Below are 17634 nucleotides of genomic sequence, written 5' to 3' on the forward strand. Positions count from 1 at the left end.
TTATAAAATTGATTGGACTTATAACGATTGGATTTTCAATCCATGCGGTATCCTTGAGATTTTGCTTTCTTTGACCAACAAGATTTCTTGCGGTTTTGTAATTGAATTTAATACATTAGAATGTATGGATCGTTTCATTCCATTTTCGATTAAATAGATTCTGTTATTCGAATCTTTTATTAACTTCCCTTCAAAATTTGACTCAGGTGCTTGATATGGGAAAGTTCCAGTTAGTTTATAAACGGTGTTTGCGATATTCTTGCCAGCAAACATTTCCGGATAGGAGTAATTTTTAAACTCTCGAAGCTTTTGTATATATATTTTTCTGTATAATTCTGACCGAAAATATTCGTTTATCTTTTCTGCTAAATCTTCAGGATTTTCATAAGCAGATTCACCAATTTTCTCAAAGTAATACTGATCATCCATATTGTAATTCGTGCGATCTTTCATAAAGAATACTGGTTTGTTAAACAACATAGCTTCTATTGCAACAGTCGATAACTGTTGAACAACTACATCAACATTTTCTAGTAAATCATTTAATTCCATTTTGGTACTTAAATGAACAGATTTAGAAATCGAGGCTATTTGTTGATATTGTTTTATTTTGTTCCTTAAAATTTCCTTTGGATGGGGTTTTAGAATGATTTCGATATTTGGATTAAGCATTAGTTTTTCTACAAGCAATTGAAGTACTGCTTTATTTTGAATGGCATTAGTTGCAATTAAGACAATCTTTTTATTTGGATAAATATTAAATTTACTCAGAAAATTGCTTCTAGAAATGGGATGATGGGTGAAGATCCTATCAAAACGTGGATGACCTGTAATTTCAATCCTATCCTCTTTAACTCCTCTAGTTATATACCAATCTTTTTCGTACTCGCCAAAAACAGCATGCTTTGTAGCAAAAATAGGTAAGAAACCTATTTCATTCGCAATGATTCCGTGTTGGGTACAAATACTCGGAATTCCTTTCAAAGCTGCAACCTGGGTCAGCGTCCTGGTATACACCCCATTTGTGTTTCCGACGATTAAACAAGAAACAGGAACTTTTTTCAAATACTCTTCAAAGGCAATAATCAGTTCAATTATTTTAGGGATCGTATCTAGAAATCTACCCTTAAAAATTTCATGACTAAAGACAGGATGTTTTTTGAATTTTTCCAAAATACCATTTGCTTTTTCTATTATTTTGGCACTAGTAATATCACTACTTTTGTAATCGTCTAAATAATGAACATGTCCTATGTTCTGACGAATAAAATTATTGGTTATTTCCTTTTGTGGATGCAGGAATATACATTTTGTTGGATGAAAATATTCTAAGAATGTTTCAATCGGGAAGCGTAAATGATCACTTTTTCCTTGTAATATCAAGGTCTTTCCCTTATTGTTTCCCTTGTTCCTATATGTCGGCAACTTTAAATAGCGATCGAAAAAAGGTTGAATTTCATCCGAATGTTGGAACTGATTTTTTATATATGGGGTAAGCGTTTCGCTTTTCATGACTTCTCGAATGGCTTTATTTGTAAGATAACTTTGAAAGTTCCCCACCAGTGCCAAAGGAATATTTCGATAAGTCAAATTTTCGAAGGCCTCAACAAAATCTGCAAATAATCCCCAATAGTTACGGTAATAGATCGAATTCAATTTGCGTCACTCCAATAATTAGTATTCTTTCTAACATAAAGTGGATTTAATTAGAATAATAAGAAAGAACCTTATTAACTCCTTCAATAACATCATTTACATCTGTTTTAGACATTGTAGGAAATAATGGAAGACTAATAATCTCTTCATATAACTTCTCAGCATTTGGACATAGGCCTTTCTTGTACCCCAGTTTTTGGTAATACGGATGTAAATAAACGGGTAGATAATGAACATTTACGCCTATGTTTTCCTTTTGTAAGGCATCAAAAATTTCCCTTCGACTAGTACCCAAGTTTTCTAAATCTAGTCGAATGATATAGAGATGCCAACTACTGTCAATCCCATTTGGTAAGATAGGTATTTTTACCTCATTTTTATTCTCAAATGCTTTGTTATACATTTGGACATATTGCTTACGTTTTTGGATAAATGGTTCTAATTTTTTCAATTGGGATATCCCTAATGATGCCTGAATGTCTGTCATTCTGTAATTAAAACCAAGAAACTGCATTTCATAATACCAAGATCCGTGATATTCATTTAATTTAGTAGTTTCTCGTGTAATCCCATGACTTCTAAATTGAATTAGTTTTTCATAATAATCTTTTATATTAGTTGTAATGATTCCACCTTCCCCGGTTGTAATATGTTTTACTGGATGAAAGCTGAACATTGTCATATCACTAATTGAACCAATTTTTCTTCCCTTATAAGTTGCTCCTAATGCATGTGCAGCATCTTCAATTACAAGTAGGCCATGCTCTTTTGCAAGTGACATAATTTGATCAAGTTCAGCTGGCTGCCCTGTGAAATCAACTGGTATAATGGCTTTTGTATTTTGTGTGATAAGTGGTTTTATTGCTTCAGGAGATATATTGTATGTGTTAGGGTCAATATCTGCAAAGACTGGTATTCCTCCTAAGTAGCGGACACAGTTTGCACTGGCAGCAAAGGTCATTGATGTAGTTATAACTTCATCACCATCTTTAATACCAGCTGCATAACAGGCAGCATGTAAAGCAGCTGTTCCATTAGAAAATGCTACTGCATATTTTGCTCCAACATTATCAGCAATCTCTTTTTCAAACTTAGAAATAAGTGGACCTGTTGTTAAGAAATCACTCTTTAATACATTTGATACAGCTTCTATATCCTCATTGTCTATGAATTGTCTACTATAGGGTAAATAAGATTCTCGGACAGGCTTCCCGCCGTGTATCGCCAGTTTTTCTACCATTTTTCGTCACCTCCTAAACTAGTTTAGTATTTTTTATCCATTCCTCTGTGCGCTTAATCCCTTCTACTAAACTAATTTCAGGATTCCACCCCAATAGCTTTTTAGCTTTTTCATAGTTGCACAATAATTTGGGAATCTCACTTTGAGGATGAATATGTTCAACATGTTTGATTTGCGAAGAGTCCCCCGAAATTAATTTAGCTAAGTCATTAATACTGATATCTCGACCTAAACCTGCATTTACAATTTCACCATTCACCTTATTTGAATAACCTGCTAATACTACGAATCTGGCGCAATCTTCTACATAAAGTAAGTCCCGAGTTTGTGTTCCTTCTCCATAAATAGATAGAGGCATTCCTTGAAGTTTATTTTTAATGAAGATGGCAACAACTCCTCCTTCACCGCCAGTTTTTTGGAAAGGCCCATATGTGTTAAACGGTCGGATTACTACAGCAGGGAGACCGTATGCATAATAATATGACAACACCATATTCTCTGCAGCAATTTTGGAGCCTGCATAAGGAGAAGCTGGTTTAATAGGGTCTGTCTCCTTAATACCATCAAGATTCGTAGCTCGATCATAGACCATGCAAGTACTCATAAATACTAGCTTTACATTATATTGTTTGCATTTTTCTAGTATATTGAATGTACCAATCGTATCATTTTCAAAGGTAGTCTTGGGATCATCTATACTATCTTGAACATTAATACTTGCCCCTAAGTGATAACAAATATCAAATTCATTCTTAAATAATTTCTCAAGTAAAACCACATCATTTATGTTCCCTTTAATAAAGTCCTTAAAGTTTTTATCACTCATAAATTCTTCAAGGTTTTTTTCTCGTCCGTTAGACAGATCATCTAAAACCCAGACATTATGACCATCATTCAAAAGCTTCTTTACAACCCATCTCCCAATAAAACCCGCTCCACCTGTAACTAGAACATTCAAATCGTTTCATCCTTTCTAAATAAAATGTGTAAAAAAGCTCATCTTCTCATTTAACTGTTTTCGTAAACATGATTAGCTTATACTATTTCTTTCGGTTATGGCTTAAAGTCTTCTCAACGAAATGCGGAGGCGACTTGCACAGAAACGAGAAACTTGGCCACTACGACAAAGAAGCGTATTTGGCCTCTGAAGGAGGAGTTGAAATTTCTCGAGCGACAAGTCGCTGCTGTTCATGCGGTATCTCAAGTCACATGTTTTTCCGCTGGACTTTGAAGTTGCTTTTTTGAAAGAAACCGCACACGAAGAGATTGTGTATACATTTCGAGGAGTCGCCACTTTATAATCAAATCAACTATGTTTGTACTTTATTATCAAAAAGCAACAATCTATTAGAAAAATTGCCCTTCATTTTTTAGATTAATTGTTCATTTATTAGTAACTGCCGTAATTCCTCAATCGAGAGAGGATTTTGATTCATTGAACTATAGGTACCGTATTTGGCCATCTTTACATCTTTATAATTTAATTCTTTCTGATAGAGTCCTGGAATCACATACATATGTGGGAGTTCTAGTGCATTTTTGGATTCATCATATGTCATCAATTCCTCGTACATTTTTTCTCCCGGTCTTAATCCAATTTCTTCTATAGTTATTTCATTAACTTCTAAGCCATATTTTTCACATGTTTCCTTGACTACAACATCTGCCAAATTCCCTAATTGAATAACGGGCATTTTTAATACAAAAACTTCGCCCCCTTTTGCTTCTTGAAGAGCTTTTAATGTGAGTTCAGTTGCCTCACTTAGTGTCATCATAAATCGTGTCATTTTACGATCGGTAACAGTAATTTTTTTATTTTCTAAAATTTGCTCTTTAAACAATGGAATCACTGATCCTCTGGATCCCATAACATTTCCAAAGCGGACACTTGCAAAAATTGTATTTCTTTTGCCTTTACTATATTCAGCTGATGAAATTAATCTTTCTGCTGTAAGCTTCGTTGCGCCATAGGTATTAGTAGGTGAAATTGCTTTATCTGAGCTAGTAAATATCACCTTTTTCACACCCTGTGAATTAGCAGCTTTAATCACATTATAGGTACCTTGTACATTTGTTAAGACTGCTTCAAAGGGATTATATTCACAAGACGATACATGCTTCATCGCAGCTAGATGTAGAACATAATCAATATCTTCCATAGCAGTATATACGCGTTCATAATCACGTACATCCCCAATTAAAAATCGAACATTGTCCCTCATACCTAATTCGTTTTGAAAATGGAACTGTTTAAATTCATCACGACTAAAAATTCTTACAACACTTGGCTCCTCTTTAAGAATGGACTTAACAAGGCTTTTGCCAATAGTTCCAGTTCCACCAATGACTAAAATTCTTTTTCCTTTAAAGAACATCTCTATCCCCCTTCTTTCGTTCTTCCCAATGTTACTTTTTTGTGAAAATTCTTCCCTACTCTTCAGTTGAAAGACTTATATCGAATAAGTTTTCGTCGATTTTATAAATAATCACATTATTATTTGCATGTTCAATTACGTCGATTTTTTTAAAAAAGCTCCTGATTTGTTCCATTGTTAAAGTAGTGAATTTATAGGATTGTTTAAGATAATTGGAATCAGGTTGATAACTTCCTATTCTATTCAAAGGTTCATTATGAATGGTAAGTTGATTTAATAGTTGGATAATCTTCTCATATGAAAATTGATCATCCATAGCTCCATAAAACTTTGATAAATAAGTGTTGGCAGTAGGATTATGAGGTGTGTACGTACCACTGCTTGTGGTTATTAATTGTACATAGTTTATTATTTCTCTAATACTAAAAGCCTTTACACTTAAATTGTTCGGTAAATCTACATCATAAAACCCACTGGAAAAAGGTAGGTAAGCAATAACTGGTTTTCGAAGTAGAAAGGCTTCAATACCTGTAGTGCATCCATTATGAATGACGATCCGAGAAGCTAATATCCAATTAATCACATTCCCCTCGTGTATAACGTGAATATTTCTATAGTTTGAGAACTGTTGTTCATATGTTGAGAAATTCTCCCCAGGATGTGGTCGTATCACAATATTCAGGGCCGGGAATTCTTTGGCTAATTCTGTTATCATTATTAAGAAACTCTCAAGCAAGTTCTTCATGTCTTGAATTCTTGGATTCAATTTGTTATTTCTTAATCCTGTAAAATCATTGTAAAGAGAAAATCTGGTATTTATGAGTATGAAATCACCGTAATTTTCTTGGATTTTATCAGAACTATCTTTATATAGTGAGTTAAACTTTTCTTTCAATAAATCAAACCTCGGATTGCCTACTATATAACACTTTTCACGGAATTGAGGATAGGAATTAATGATGGTTTCTTCCTGAAATTTCCCCCAACAATATTCATGTGTAACATCCGTTAGCAGTTCATCACACATTCTACCTTTTACATATTTAGTAGTATCATGGATAATCAAACCCTCTTCATCCAATTCAACAATCATATGCCCATACTTTTTCGCATTTCCTACTACTCGTTTTCGATAGCGATTAGGATATCCTTTAGAAAAAAATATCCCATTTGGAAACACGAACGATGCTCTCTCCACTTTCGTGTGCTCCCCAATAATAACTCTATAGTTCTGCTTAACTGCGTAATAGGCTAATAGTAGTTTTGCATCTAATTCTCTTACCCTTGTTTCTACAGGCAAATACAGCCATTTTTGAACACGCTGGTTTTGTTCCACTCCTTTTCCCCCATTCACTGACAAGTACCAAGAAATTAGAAGTATAGATTTCACATATTGTTAAATTATGAAGTTAGGTATGGAAAAGGTGCTAGAAATCAATGTCCATTTTAAAACTAGTCTTTTATATCTTTAAGAAATAAATCGTGAATGAGTATTTACATTCGGTAAAATACGGGATTAAGAGAGACTTAATGATTGCAATCATGAATGAAAGAACATGACAAAATAAAAACCGGATACATAATCTCTTAAATAACCGATATATGAATAAAATGTGCTTTTTTCATAGTAGATTTGCCGTCTCAATATTGAGGGTCAGTTTATATAATTTAGTATTGAGATGAAAGGAGGAAAATTGATATGCCTAAACATCATCATCACGATCATGATCATAATCATGGGAATGGGAATGGGAATGGGAATGGAGGAATCGGTGTAGTATTTATTTACTGGAATTTTGATACTCAACAAGTTATTGAAGTTTTCAAAAGCCCAAATTGCTATGACACAGGTTGCCCACTCCTAGGACCTGGCGATTCCATTCTTGAAGCCCTTGCTTGTTTATACGCACAAGGATATCAACTTCAACCTGGTACAGTTGTTGTAACGAATGATGACGTAAGTGATGCAGAACGTATTGTACTGTACACTTTAGTAAGAGGAGTGAACTAAACATTTAATCATAATGAGAAACCAAGAAACAAAATTCTTGGTTTCTTAATTTAAGTTTCAAAACATTACGGATTTACCTTTTTTATGGACAACCATTTACTCAAACCCTTTAGTTACTGACTAAATACATATATAATAAAATGTTTCCTCTTACTCAATGAACCTCAGAAAAATCTAGGCTTTTTCATCAATTTACTTTTGTATAGGCATCCATACAGGCTATTCCTAGGGGAATTATATAGAATAATATCATGATATGACGTTTGTCTATAAATTTCATTGATTGGTGGGAATAGAAATGCATAATCCTAAAATATGGCTATCGGAAGCGGTCACAAGAATTCCTCAATCCAATATACCGGAACAGCAAAGATACAATCATACAACAAATCCAACTACAAAAAAAAAGCATTCGAGGGGTGATGAGTGGGATCAAATAAATCTTACCGAATTGTTAAAATGTCCTCATAAAAAGCTATATGAAGGTCAAAGCCGTTTTCAAAACATCCATGTTTTGGAAGCAAAAGAAATTCGAATGTTTTTAGATGGACAATTACAATTTAGTTCTCTGGATGAGCGGATTTATCATGAAGCATTTGTTCATATACCGATGTCACTCACGAAGTCACATGAACGTATCTTAATCTTAGGAGGCGGTGACGGTCTCGCATTAAGGGAGGTACTGAAATACCCTGATGTAAAACATGTTGATCTTGTTGACATTGATCCAGAAATTTTACGTATAGCCAGAGAGGTACCTGAAATTGTTTCGCTTAATGAACAAGCATTTTATGATAAACGTGTGACTGCCTATGCTGAAGATGCTCGAACCTTTTTACAGACCGACAAAAGGAAGTATGATTTAATAATCGTTGATTTTCCTGATCCAACGGATCCCGTTCTGGCAAGCTTATATTCATTAGAGATGTTTCAATCATTAGGTGATTGTTTAACAAGTAACGGTATGATTGTATGCCAGTCAAATTCTCCCGAGGATACTCCTATCGTGTATTGGAGCATTGGTCTAACTATGGAAAAAGCAGGATTTTATACTCAGGGCTACCATACCATCATTCCCTCATTTGGAGATTGGGGATTTCAATTAGGATCTAAAACCCCTTTAGCCACTCAACTAAGAGAAATTAATGTTCCATATCGAACACTACCTCCAAACCTAGGTAAGCTGTTTCATTTTAAAAGTCAGTTGTTATCTTATCGAGCAGAGGCAATTGTTAATCGTGAAAGTAAACCTCAATTAGATAAAATATTCCAAGAGGAAATTATTAAAGTATATTAAAAACAAATTGAAAAAAAGCTACCCTCGGTAGCTTTTTTAGTTAATTATGAATAATGTACCATCATTCATATTTCATTAAAGCTTATTTCAAATCGAAATTAGGTAAATATTTAGAATTAAAATACTCTATTCGTAATATCAATTAAAACGGTATTTTGATCTGTTTGTACCTTTCCTGTGTTTTTATTAACTTTAAGATAATATGGCAGTCGGAACATTTCCCTTAATCGACTAGTTGTTAAATAATCAGCTTTAGTTATCATAGATAAATTTTCGACTCGAACATTGCTTGTCGTAGCAAGACAAAATAACCAATCCTCTCCATCTTCTGGTTCAAAGTAATGGTATGGAAAAACGTTAAATCCAGCTTTAAGGAGAGTTTTATAGATACTCCATAAATACTCAGGGGTTGTATCCGCAGTAGAACACCCTACACTAATGGCTCCTCCTGTTTCTAAACGACTTTTTATTAGACTATAAAACTCCAAACTAAAAAGACGAGAAAGAGAAGGGTTTTTATCCGTGGGCTCTGGGAGATCTACAATTATTACGTCCCATTTTGTTGTATTATTTTCTAAAAATTTTCTGCCATCTTTAATAATTGTTTGTACTTTTGGATGGTTCAACGACCCGTTATTAAATTGAACCATCCCCTTTAATTTTTTCCCGAAATAAACCATCTCTTTATCAATGTCTAATGTAACCACTTTCTCTACATCAGTATAAAGCAGAACTTCTCGGGTCGTTATCCCACCTCCACCTCCAATGTTCAAAACCTTTTTCCTGCTTCGAGCAGCAAGCATCGGAGCATGTACAATTGCTTCCGCAAATCTACGCTCATCAGGTGTTGTACCGAACATCATATGCCCATTACTATAGATCAATAGTTCACCATCTTCTTCTACAAGTGCTATTTTTTGTGTCGGCGTCTTATAAGTTCGTAAAACTACATAATCACCATCAGGTTCTTCTTCCAAACTAATGTAGTCTCTAATAGAATCAGAATCCTTATAATTACTCATAACCACAACTCCTTGTTATTATTTGTCTTTTTTAAATGCTATTCATTGGATAATGTGGATGTTCGTAATATCCGCTCTTGTATCAATAATAGAGACAAATCAATTTGTTACACCCGAAAATAATAAAAATCGATTTTATACTTCTTTTATTGTGTATTCGCGTTTCTAATTTCCTATACTTCTAGTCCCTTCTTTTAAAACTTTTATCTTATCTGTTTTTTCCCAAGGTAAAGAAAGATCAATTCTTCCAAAGTGTCCATAACAAGCAGTTTGTAAATAGATTGGACTTCTTAGGTGTAACATATTTATAATACCTGCAGGGCGAAGATCAAAGTGTTGGCGAATTAATTCAACTATTTGGTTATCTTCTATTTTGCTAGTTCCATAAGTTTCTACTGCTATAGAAACTGGTGAAGCCACACCTATAGAATAAGCAAGCTGTACCTCACATCTGTCTGCAATACCCGCTGCAACAATATTTTTAGCAACATAACGTGCTGCATATGCTGCAGAACGATCTACTTTGGTTGGGTCTTTACCTGAAAATGCTCCACCTCCATGCCTTGCAAAACCACCATACGTGTCAACGATGATTTTACGGCCAGTTACTCCTGCATCCCCCATAGGTCCCCCAATTACAAAACGACCTGTTGGATTTATGAAATACTTTGTCTCATTGTCTATTAAATGTTTCGGAACTACATGTGGAATGACATGATGGTGCAGATCTTTTTTAATCTGTTCCATTGATACTCCAGGATCATGTTGCGTTGAAATAACGATTGTATCAATACGAATAGGCTTATAACCTTCGTACTCCACTGTTACTTGTGCTTTTCCATCTGGACGTAAATACCCAATCGTCCCATTCTTCCTTACTTCAGATAAACGTCTTACAAGACTATTAGATAAAGAGGTTGCTAATGGCATTAACTCTGGCGTTTCATTACAAGCAAACCCAAACATGATTCCTTGATCACCAGCACCGATTGATTCAATACCATTTTCATTCAGAAATCCTTCGCGTATTTCTAATGCTTGGTCAACCCCCATTGCTATATCAGGAGATTGCTTATTTAACGCTACTAAAATTTTACAAGAATCCGCATCAAAACCATATTCAGGATTTGTATATCCAATGCTCCGAATCACATCTCTTACGACTTTTAAAAAATCAATCGAGCAGTTTGTTGTAATCTCACCGGATAGAACAACAAAATCCGAACTAACCATGGTCTCACAAGCTACACGAGCGTTAGAATCTTTTTGAAAAATGGCATCTAAAACAGCATCAGAAATTTGATCACACATTTTATCTGGATGTCCTTCAGTAACAGATTCTGTAGTAAATAAGTGTCTTTGTTTTTTATACACTCTACTTCATCTCCTTCCATCTGAAACCACTTACAGTATGCTACGATAAACTGAAGTATCATGCTTGGACTCTCATCTACTTTACATAAATTCCTACCTCTACGAACCAAAGGTATAGTAGACCATTTTCAAGTAAATATGGACAACCGTACAGTCTATTTCTTTCTATTCACATATCATGATGGAAATGGAAAATGAGGGGAATGATGTAATTTGATCATGGAGGGGAAGCATATTATTATAGATGCTTTCGAATGTGATGCTGTATATTTAAACGATATTACGTATTTAGAAAAATTGTGTAATGAAACCGCTTTAAACACAGATATGGAGGTCTTATATACTTACTTCCATCAATTTCAACCACAAGGGGTAACAGGCATGTTAGTTTTGTCAACATCACATATTTCAATTCACACTTGGCCAGAAGAAGGTTACGCCTCATTAGATTTTTATACGTGCGGAGATCATGACCTTAATTCACAAATTAAATTTCTACTACAAGGATTATCTTCAAAAAATGCAATGGTTTATAGTTTTTCAAGGGGAGTTTCCTATCCACAAATTATTCAATGTAAAAACATACGATTTAACGACACTATGCTAGATGATAACACTGATCTACAACAAGAATAAGAAGCCTAGATGAGACACAATTGAACCAAAGCTTATAGTCATAAGTTGATTGATTTCTTGAGAAAATGTACCAAAGAGATAACTTTTGTCAGAGCTGAATTAGTCTATTCCAAATGATTTGACTATTTTTTTATAGGGCATGACTTCTACTAGTCATGCCTTTATTATTATTCTGCACTTCTATTAGATAATGGAGAATATACTCTATGAAAAATGGTTAAATTGGCTGTTACTTCTGTCCAAGCTACTTTTAACTCCTTGCATTTAATATAGTAGGAGTTAGAGGGAGGTGACTTATGTCAAGAAGATTTAATGATAATTTTCATTTTCCGCCAATAACAAATAGACTAAATAACTCATATGACTTTGTAAATAATTATGTTAGTGAGCAATCTAATGGTGTAACCGTAGTAGTTGAAAAAGTAATAAATTATAGTTTTATTGGTGAAAATCCACTTGTTCAAATTGAAAGCAACCACGTTTTTCTTGAATCACAACTTACATCTAAAGTTGTTGCTTTTATCCCAGGATTTAAAAATGATGATTATATAAATATCACAATAAGTGGTAACAAAAAAGATATTGAACATGTTATGGTCTATGAGTTACTTGAAGATCCAACCGGAGAAAATTTCCTGTATACAGAAATGAAGGATGAGTAATTGGAATCTTATTCCCGAAGTAAAAAATAACAATAAACTCCCAATCATGAATGAATTTAATTATGGTGAAAACATTAGGGTATCATGATTAAATTTGAGAAAACAAATTTATACGAACAACATGATACAATACAACATATGTTAACAGTAGGTAGACACTATAAGAAAGACCGTGACTAATGACACGGTCAGTATTACTTTAGTGTTATTGAGTAATCCATCCTCTTGGGCGAATAGGGTGGATTATTCTTTTGTTCTACACTTTCTTAACATTTGGACAACACACTCACTTTCTTTTATAGCCAATATAATCGTTCATTATAGATCCCATTAAGCCATGTATGGCTTTTTTTCCACTCCAATAGTTTTGAACAAACATGCCTTTAGCAACCGTCAGTGCCTTTCGAAATGAAATGACATCTGTTTCAATTGGATTTTCTATAGGTGAACTATTTAAAAAATCTTCTTCCTCAAAACTTATTTCCTTCAATCTCTGCACATGATTAAATGGGACATAAAGGAATGATTGGTTTTTGTTATCGTGTATCACAATAATGTCTAATCCACTATCTAATAGGACCCCTTTTAGAAAAATTCCTCCTGATATTTCAACCTCAATTTTCTTTCCTATTAAATCTACAAAGTCTATACTCATTTTCATTCTCCCTTTTAATTTTTACTTGTTAAAGTGCGCCAACAAATAGCCAATTAACCCAATAATATAAAATGAAAAGCGTAAATATTGTTGCTGGTGGTATAACAACGAAAGTGATTTTCATATATTCCATCCATGTGATTTTTACTTTCCCTTTCCTCACAATATGCATCCACATTAACGTAGCAAGTGTTCCCATTGGAAGTAACAACGCCCCCATGTCGCTTCCGATTACGTTTGCAAGGTAAGCAATTTTCAATTCTAGTAAACTTAGGTCCATATTCATTAAAGTTAAAGTTCCTACCATCAGAGCTGGATGATTATTAAAAATATTGGATAGTACCGTTAGTAGGCCACCCATTAGGACACTTGCATTGAGGAGGCTACCAGAAACCATTGGTTTCATTATAGTAATCAACCAGTCTGTTAAACCGATGTTATTTAGACCATAAATGATGGTGTACATACTAAAAGCGAATATGATTATATACCACGGAGTTTTTTTGATAATATCAACCGGTGATTGTTTTAAATTAACCCATCTCCAGATTAAAAGAACGATTGAGCCTAGAACAGCCATTACGGAAATGGGAATGTTTAAAAAAGATGCGAGGAATAAACTACAACGCACACCAAATACGAAGAGTAGAACATTTCGCATAAATCTTGAACGTGTCTTTTCTGAAGCATGTTGAATACCTGGACGTTTTTTTAGGGGATGATAGTTTGCTCTTGAAAGACCTAATACATCTGTAGGAACGGTTTTTGGCAGATCTTTTCTAAATCGAAGGAATAACAATCCAGTTAGTAGGAACAAACCTAGTGTAGCAGGAACAAACATCATCGCTGTATGCAACCATAAATCCATGTCAACAATTTTTAGGGCGATTAAATTAACAATGTTACTTACACCAATTGGAGCGCTAGAAGCAGTTGCGATTAAAGCGCCAGACAGCAAATACGGTATCTTTTGATGATTTTTCAAGCCCATATTATTTAATAACATTAACAAAATAGGTGTTGTAATTAGGATACTCCCATCATTGTTGAAAAATAATGTCATGAAAAAGCATAATAGATTGACGTACCAAAATAACCGAAGACCAGAACCTTTTGCTTTTTCTGCAAGTTTCTCCGCCATCCAATGAAAAAAGCCAAAGCTTTCTAACACGATCGCCATTACAATCGTCGCCATGATTGTAATGGCTGCATCACTGATGGTGTTTGCAATACCTTCTAAATCTGATATCGATACACTTCCAATTAAAACAACAATTATCGCACCTATGGTAGCAGGTATAGCTTCGTTGATTCCCCTCGGCCTCCACAGGATAAATCCGAGTGTAACCAAAAACGTAATGATGGTTATCCAACCGATTAAACTACTCATATTTTTCACCTTTCCTATTTTTAATGTTTCAGGAGACCTTTCCCAAAACAGATATTACCTCCTTTTAATCATGTTCATTGGATTACCAGTATGATAAATGTCCCCCCCCTCTATCTATCTCGCTAATGTTTTAATGTATATATATGTAATAAGAAAATGAAAGGGATAGGGTTTGTACCTATTTTTTAATAAATCCACTAGAGTCATTAAGGTACGTATGTCCTTGTAAATACTAGAACATCTGAAATCTAGGAAACAAACGTCTAAAGCATTAGCAGATTTATTTGATTCTATTAACCTAATGTCTAACAAGAAATAGGGTTATAACATATGCAAAAATATGAATGGCACTCCTACTAGTTTCAAATACCATGTAATAAAAGTACCTTTTTGAATCCTAGAGAATGGTAGACACAAGATTATGTACGGAAGACACAAATCAATTACTTAAACATTGCCTAAACAAAAAAAGCAGATAACCATTATGGCCATCTGCTTTTTGTATCTATTTTGTTTGTTTGCTTCCCCCACAACCACATCCACCAGTGCCTTTTTTCTTCTTTTGTGGTTGAGTTTTGGAAGATGTAATAATTCTAATTCCAGAGGGATTTTGCGTTCTTCTGTTCATGTCTTGATTCCTCCCTTAGTACATGTTTATAACAAGTTATGAAGTTATAAATTAAATTGACACTGCCTCTGGCAAATTTTTAAACTTATTATTGTCATCCTTTGATTATTGTAGGAGGTTTTTCTATTTCTTTTTATCTTGGTCCCATTTATTATTATTAAGCGTTCTGTTATGGTGTTTAATCGCTTTTTGATTTTCTAAGTTATTTACAAACCACGAATTAAGGGATTGCTTTTTTCCATCCTGGCTAAAATGTATCTCCTGATTTTTTACTCCACCATTACTTTTCAGGATCATATTTTCTGTTTTTAACTCTTCAACTTGTTGTATTAATTCATTTATTCTTTGTTTTAATTCTGCAACCTGATCCTCCAGTATATGATTGTTATTACTTTGAGTGTTTTGGTTTAACTGAGCACTATTTTCGTATTTCTTCAATCGTTCCTTATATTTAGATACCTCAGATTGGTAATGAATGAGTTTTTGTTTTAACATGATATTCTCATCAGATATACTTTTCTTCAAAGTACCCCACTCCTTTCCTCATATGATAAATATCTATAGTATATGTAATTCAAAATGCTAGGTATTTATACCACTAAGTTAAGATTTTCAGAGAAAATTCCGCTTTTGTCACAGAACATTTGACTATTAGATTCATACTATACAGTAGCCCCGATACCCAAAGGGAATATTATTTAGAACCAGCTCAAGGGTAAATATTTTTAAATAGGAGGAAAAAAGGTGAGTAGATTTAACCATAAAGAAACAGAAAAAGTTTGTATTAAAACACGTAAAGTTTATGACTGGATTACTCGTCAAGTAGAGGTTCCAATCATCAATATGGCTGACGATAAGCTTGATGCAAAGTTTAAGTGTAACAGCCACGGTGGTGGAGGCAGCCACGGCGGCGGTGGTGGCGGTGGTAAATCCGGTGGTACAAATGATATTCAAAAACTTTGTAAAATTCTTGAAAATGCAGGTGATGACTTTACAGTAAATTGTTTCCTAAGTGATGAAGATGGTCGTAGAATAGATCCTCGCATGGAAAGCGATGATTTTACTTGTAAGGAAATCTTACCTGCAAATGGTCGTACTCCAGTAACTGTTACTTTACCAAATGGCGATACAGTAACACTTCAAAGAGTAAAAGCATTAGTTAAAGGTTTTGTAGCTGTTCAAATCGTTAACGACTATGGCGATGTCATTTGCTCTTCTAAAGGGATTCCATTTGCAACTGTACAAAATTTCTTATTATGTGCTCCTGATGGAACTGATTTAGAATGTCATGTATCTTTCTTTGAATGTGATGCTAACCTAATCTGTGCCCAAGATTTCCAACAGTTAGATGTATCTCTTACTCTATGCTTGGAAGTACAAGTAGAAGCAGATGTAAAACTTGAAATTGAAGCAGCTTTCTGCCATCCTCGCGATGAAATTTTGGAACCAGCACAACTTTGCCCAACAGACATTTTCCCGCCACAATGTCCTGAAATTTTTCCAGCATATTAGAAACTTAAAAATGTAGGGCTGTTGAACCATCCAACAGCCTTTTCTTTTTTGGTCTTAATTCATCAAATTAAAAATCCTTTTTTAAAAATATATGACTACTAGCCCTTCTACATTACATACATATATGATAAAGGCTATGTAAAAAGATGTTCAAAAAGTCATCTACATAAATAAATTATGAAACTTCAACTCAAACGTCACTCCGCCTTTTAGGGTCTCATACGTATTAAACTAATTTTTTCCTAATTGGGAGTTCATGAACATTCCACTTTTTTTATTTTATCGACTTTTTGAACACATACTGTAAAGGAGGAAAAAACTCTTGAGTAGAGGTAAATTTGATGATGACTTCCAAAATAAAGATTCAAAGCTGCAGCTACAACAAAAAATAATCCATTACCGTTCAGAAGTCATTACATTTCAAAATAAATTAAAAAAGACTGTGCAAGAACTGGAAAAGGAAAAAATACGAAATCAGTACCTACAGGAAAAATTATTTGAAGCTCAAAACACTAACCTTGAGTCTTATGAGAAAGAAATTTCTTCACTCCAAATAAAACTTTTAGCAAGTGAAGTCGCACTAGAAGAGGAAAAAAAACGTGTTAAATTGATTCAAGAAAAACTCATACAATCAACTCAGATCGAAAAACAAGTGATAGAAGCAAAACCAGAACCACTACTAGGATTACAATCATATTTTAACTATTCTTTTTTATACACACCTGAAGAAGAAAGAATAGAAGAGGAAACCGGTTACCATGATATTTCAATTATTGGTGACTGCCTAATTGAAAACTACGGGACAGCTGACCTTCATCAGCCAATTATTTGTATTCGTATTACCCCACACACTGCTGGACATATAAGTGGAAAAATTGCAACAAATCGATTAGGTTTAAATGATGAAGCAGATGATAATTCACGACAAGAAGAATGGCATTTTGTACATGATGATTGGAAAGAAAGAATCAAAAAAAATGGGGAGTATTGGATTAAACCCCAAAAAACATCTATTATTCAACCAAAGAGTAAGCTCACTTTCTCCAATTTTGAATTAACTCTTAGAAGTCCACTGGAACATCAATCTATCATTTTAGAGGCATTTGCTTATTGCAAGGAGTTTCCAAATGGTATTCCATCACTTAATAAAATTATCATAAACCTGTAGTTTTTCTT

Annotated in this window: 17 protein-coding genes; 6 read left to right on the forward strand and 11 right to left on the reverse strand. The window is 34.0% G+C overall.

Annotated features, from left to right (window positions below; all coding sequences use genetic code 11):
• Nucleotides 1-18 precede the first annotated feature (18 nt).
• The 5 genes from NST91_RS18410 to NST91_RS18430 form a co-directional block, all read right to left on the reverse strand.
• Nucleotides 19-1656, reverse strand: coding sequence for a CDP-glycerol glycerophosphotransferase family protein (locus tag NST91_RS18410; RefSeq protein ID WP_341332290.1), 1638 nt, complete (start codon nucleotides 1654-1656; stop codon nucleotides 19-21).
• 46 nt (nucleotides 1657-1702) lie between these two features.
• On the reverse strand, nucleotides 1703-2896 hold the full coding sequence (pseC, locus tag NST91_RS18415; RefSeq protein ID WP_341332291.1) for a UDP-4-amino-4,6-dideoxy-N-acetyl-beta-L-altrosamine transaminase: 1194 nt from the start codon (nucleotides 2894-2896) through the stop codon (nucleotides 1703-1705).
• A 13-nt stretch (nucleotides 2897-2909) separates the two neighbouring features.
• Nucleotides 2910-3854, reverse strand: coding sequence for an NAD-dependent epimerase/dehydratase family protein (locus tag NST91_RS18420; RefSeq protein ID WP_341332292.1), 945 nt, complete (start codon nucleotides 3852-3854; stop codon nucleotides 2910-2912).
• 412 nt (nucleotides 3855-4266) lie between these two features.
• The gene (locus NST91_RS18425) at nucleotides 4267-5271 is read right to left on the reverse strand and encodes an SDR family NAD(P)-dependent oxidoreductase (protein ID WP_341332293.1); all 1005 of its coding nucleotides are present in this window, start codon (nucleotides 5269-5271) and stop codon (nucleotides 4267-4269) included.
• A gap of 55 nt (nucleotides 5272-5326) precedes the next feature.
• Complete coding sequence (locus tag NST91_RS18430) at nucleotides 5327-6607, reverse strand: surface carbohydrate biosynthesis protein (protein ID WP_341332294.1); 1281 nt, start codon at nucleotides 6605-6607, stop codon at nucleotides 5327-5329.
• 363 nt (nucleotides 6608-6970) lie between these two features.
• Between NST91_RS18430 and NST91_RS18435 the strand changes: the two genes are divergently transcribed.
• Both NST91_RS18435 and NST91_RS18440 read left to right on the forward strand, forming a co-directional pair.
• A complete protein-coding gene (locus NST91_RS18435; RefSeq protein ID WP_121445349.1) occupies nucleotides 6971-7282 on the forward strand; it encodes a hypothetical protein in 312 nt (103 codons plus the stop codon).
• A gap of 298 nt (nucleotides 7283-7580) precedes the next feature.
• Complete coding sequence (locus NST91_RS18440) at nucleotides 7581-8579, forward strand: spermine/spermidine synthase domain-containing protein (RefSeq protein WP_341332295.1); 999 nt, start codon at nucleotides 7581-7583, stop codon at nucleotides 8577-8579.
• 116 nt (nucleotides 8580-8695) lie between these two features.
• Here the strand turns inward: NST91_RS18440 and NST91_RS18445 are convergent, their stop codons facing one another.
• A complete protein-coding gene (locus tag NST91_RS18445) occupies nucleotides 8696-9601 on the reverse strand; it encodes a spermidine synthase (RefSeq protein ID WP_341332296.1) in 906 nt (301 codons plus the stop codon).
• 165 nt (nucleotides 9602-9766) lie between these two features.
• A complete protein-coding gene (gene metK / locus NST91_RS18450; RefSeq protein ID WP_341332297.1) occupies nucleotides 9767-10975 on the reverse strand; it encodes a methionine adenosyltransferase in 1209 nt (402 codons plus the stop codon).
• Nucleotides 10976-11194: 219 nt separating this feature from the next.
• Here metK and speD point away from each other — a divergent pair, with 219 nt between their 5' ends.
• Entirely contained in the window at nucleotides 11195-11611 is a 417-nt protein-coding gene (gene speD / locus NST91_RS18455; RefSeq protein WP_341333559.1) for an adenosylmethionine decarboxylase, read from the forward strand.
• A gap of 296 nt (nucleotides 11612-11907) precedes the next feature.
• On the forward strand, nucleotides 11908-12273 hold the full coding sequence (locus tag NST91_RS18460; RefSeq protein ID WP_341332298.1) for a hypothetical protein: 366 nt from the start codon (nucleotides 11908-11910) through the stop codon (nucleotides 12271-12273).
• Nucleotides 12274-12559: 286 nt separating this feature from the next.
• Here the strand turns inward: NST91_RS18460 and NST91_RS18465 are convergent, their stop codons facing one another.
• The 4 genes from NST91_RS18465 to NST91_RS18480 all read right to left on the reverse strand — a co-directional run bounded on the left by NST91_RS18465 (nucleotide 12560) and on the right by NST91_RS18480 (nucleotide 15471).
• Nucleotides 12560-12928 (reverse strand): hypothetical protein, encoded by a 369-nt coding sequence (locus NST91_RS18465; RefSeq protein WP_341332299.1) that lies wholly within the window; start codon nucleotides 12926-12928, stop codon nucleotides 12560-12562.
• A 28-nt stretch (nucleotides 12929-12956) separates the two neighbouring features.
• Nucleotides 12957-14318 carry an arsenic transporter gene (locus tag NST91_RS18470; protein WP_341332300.1) on the reverse strand — a complete coding sequence of 454 codons (1362 nt, stop codon included), beginning with the start codon at nucleotides 14316-14318 and terminating at the stop codon, nucleotides 12957-12959.
• Between the two features lie 505 nt (nucleotides 14319-14823).
• Nucleotides 14824-14946: a hypothetical protein gene (locus NST91_RS18475; RefSeq protein WP_341332301.1), complete on the reverse strand. Its 123-nt coding sequence runs from the start codon at nucleotides 14944-14946 to the stop codon at nucleotides 14824-14826.
• Nucleotides 14947-15069: 123 nt separating this feature from the next.
• A complete protein-coding gene (locus tag NST91_RS18480; RefSeq protein ID WP_341332302.1) occupies nucleotides 15070-15471 on the reverse strand; it encodes a hypothetical protein in 402 nt (133 codons plus the stop codon).
• A gap of 219 nt (nucleotides 15472-15690) precedes the next feature.
• On the opposite strand from NST91_RS18480, the gene NST91_RS18485 reads away from it, so the two are divergent.
• The gene (locus tag NST91_RS18485; protein ID WP_341332303.1) at nucleotides 15691-16458 is read left to right on the forward strand and encodes a BMQ_0737 family morphogenetic spore coat protein; all 768 of its coding nucleotides are present in this window, start codon (nucleotides 15691-15693) and stop codon (nucleotides 16456-16458) included.
• Between the two features lie 322 nt (nucleotides 16459-16780).
• Nucleotides 16781-17626, forward strand: a complete 846-nt coding sequence (locus tag NST91_RS18490) for a hypothetical protein (protein ID WP_341332304.1) — start codon at nucleotides 16781-16783, stop codon at nucleotides 17624-17626.
• The last annotated feature ends 8 nt before the right edge of the window (nucleotides 17627-17634 follow it).

The sequence above is a fragment of the Ferdinandcohnia sp. FSL W7-1320 genome (assembly GCF_038050315.1).
Taxonomy (GTDB): Bacteria; Bacillota; Bacilli; order Bacillales; family Bacillaceae_L; genus Ferdinandcohnia; species Ferdinandcohnia aciditolerans.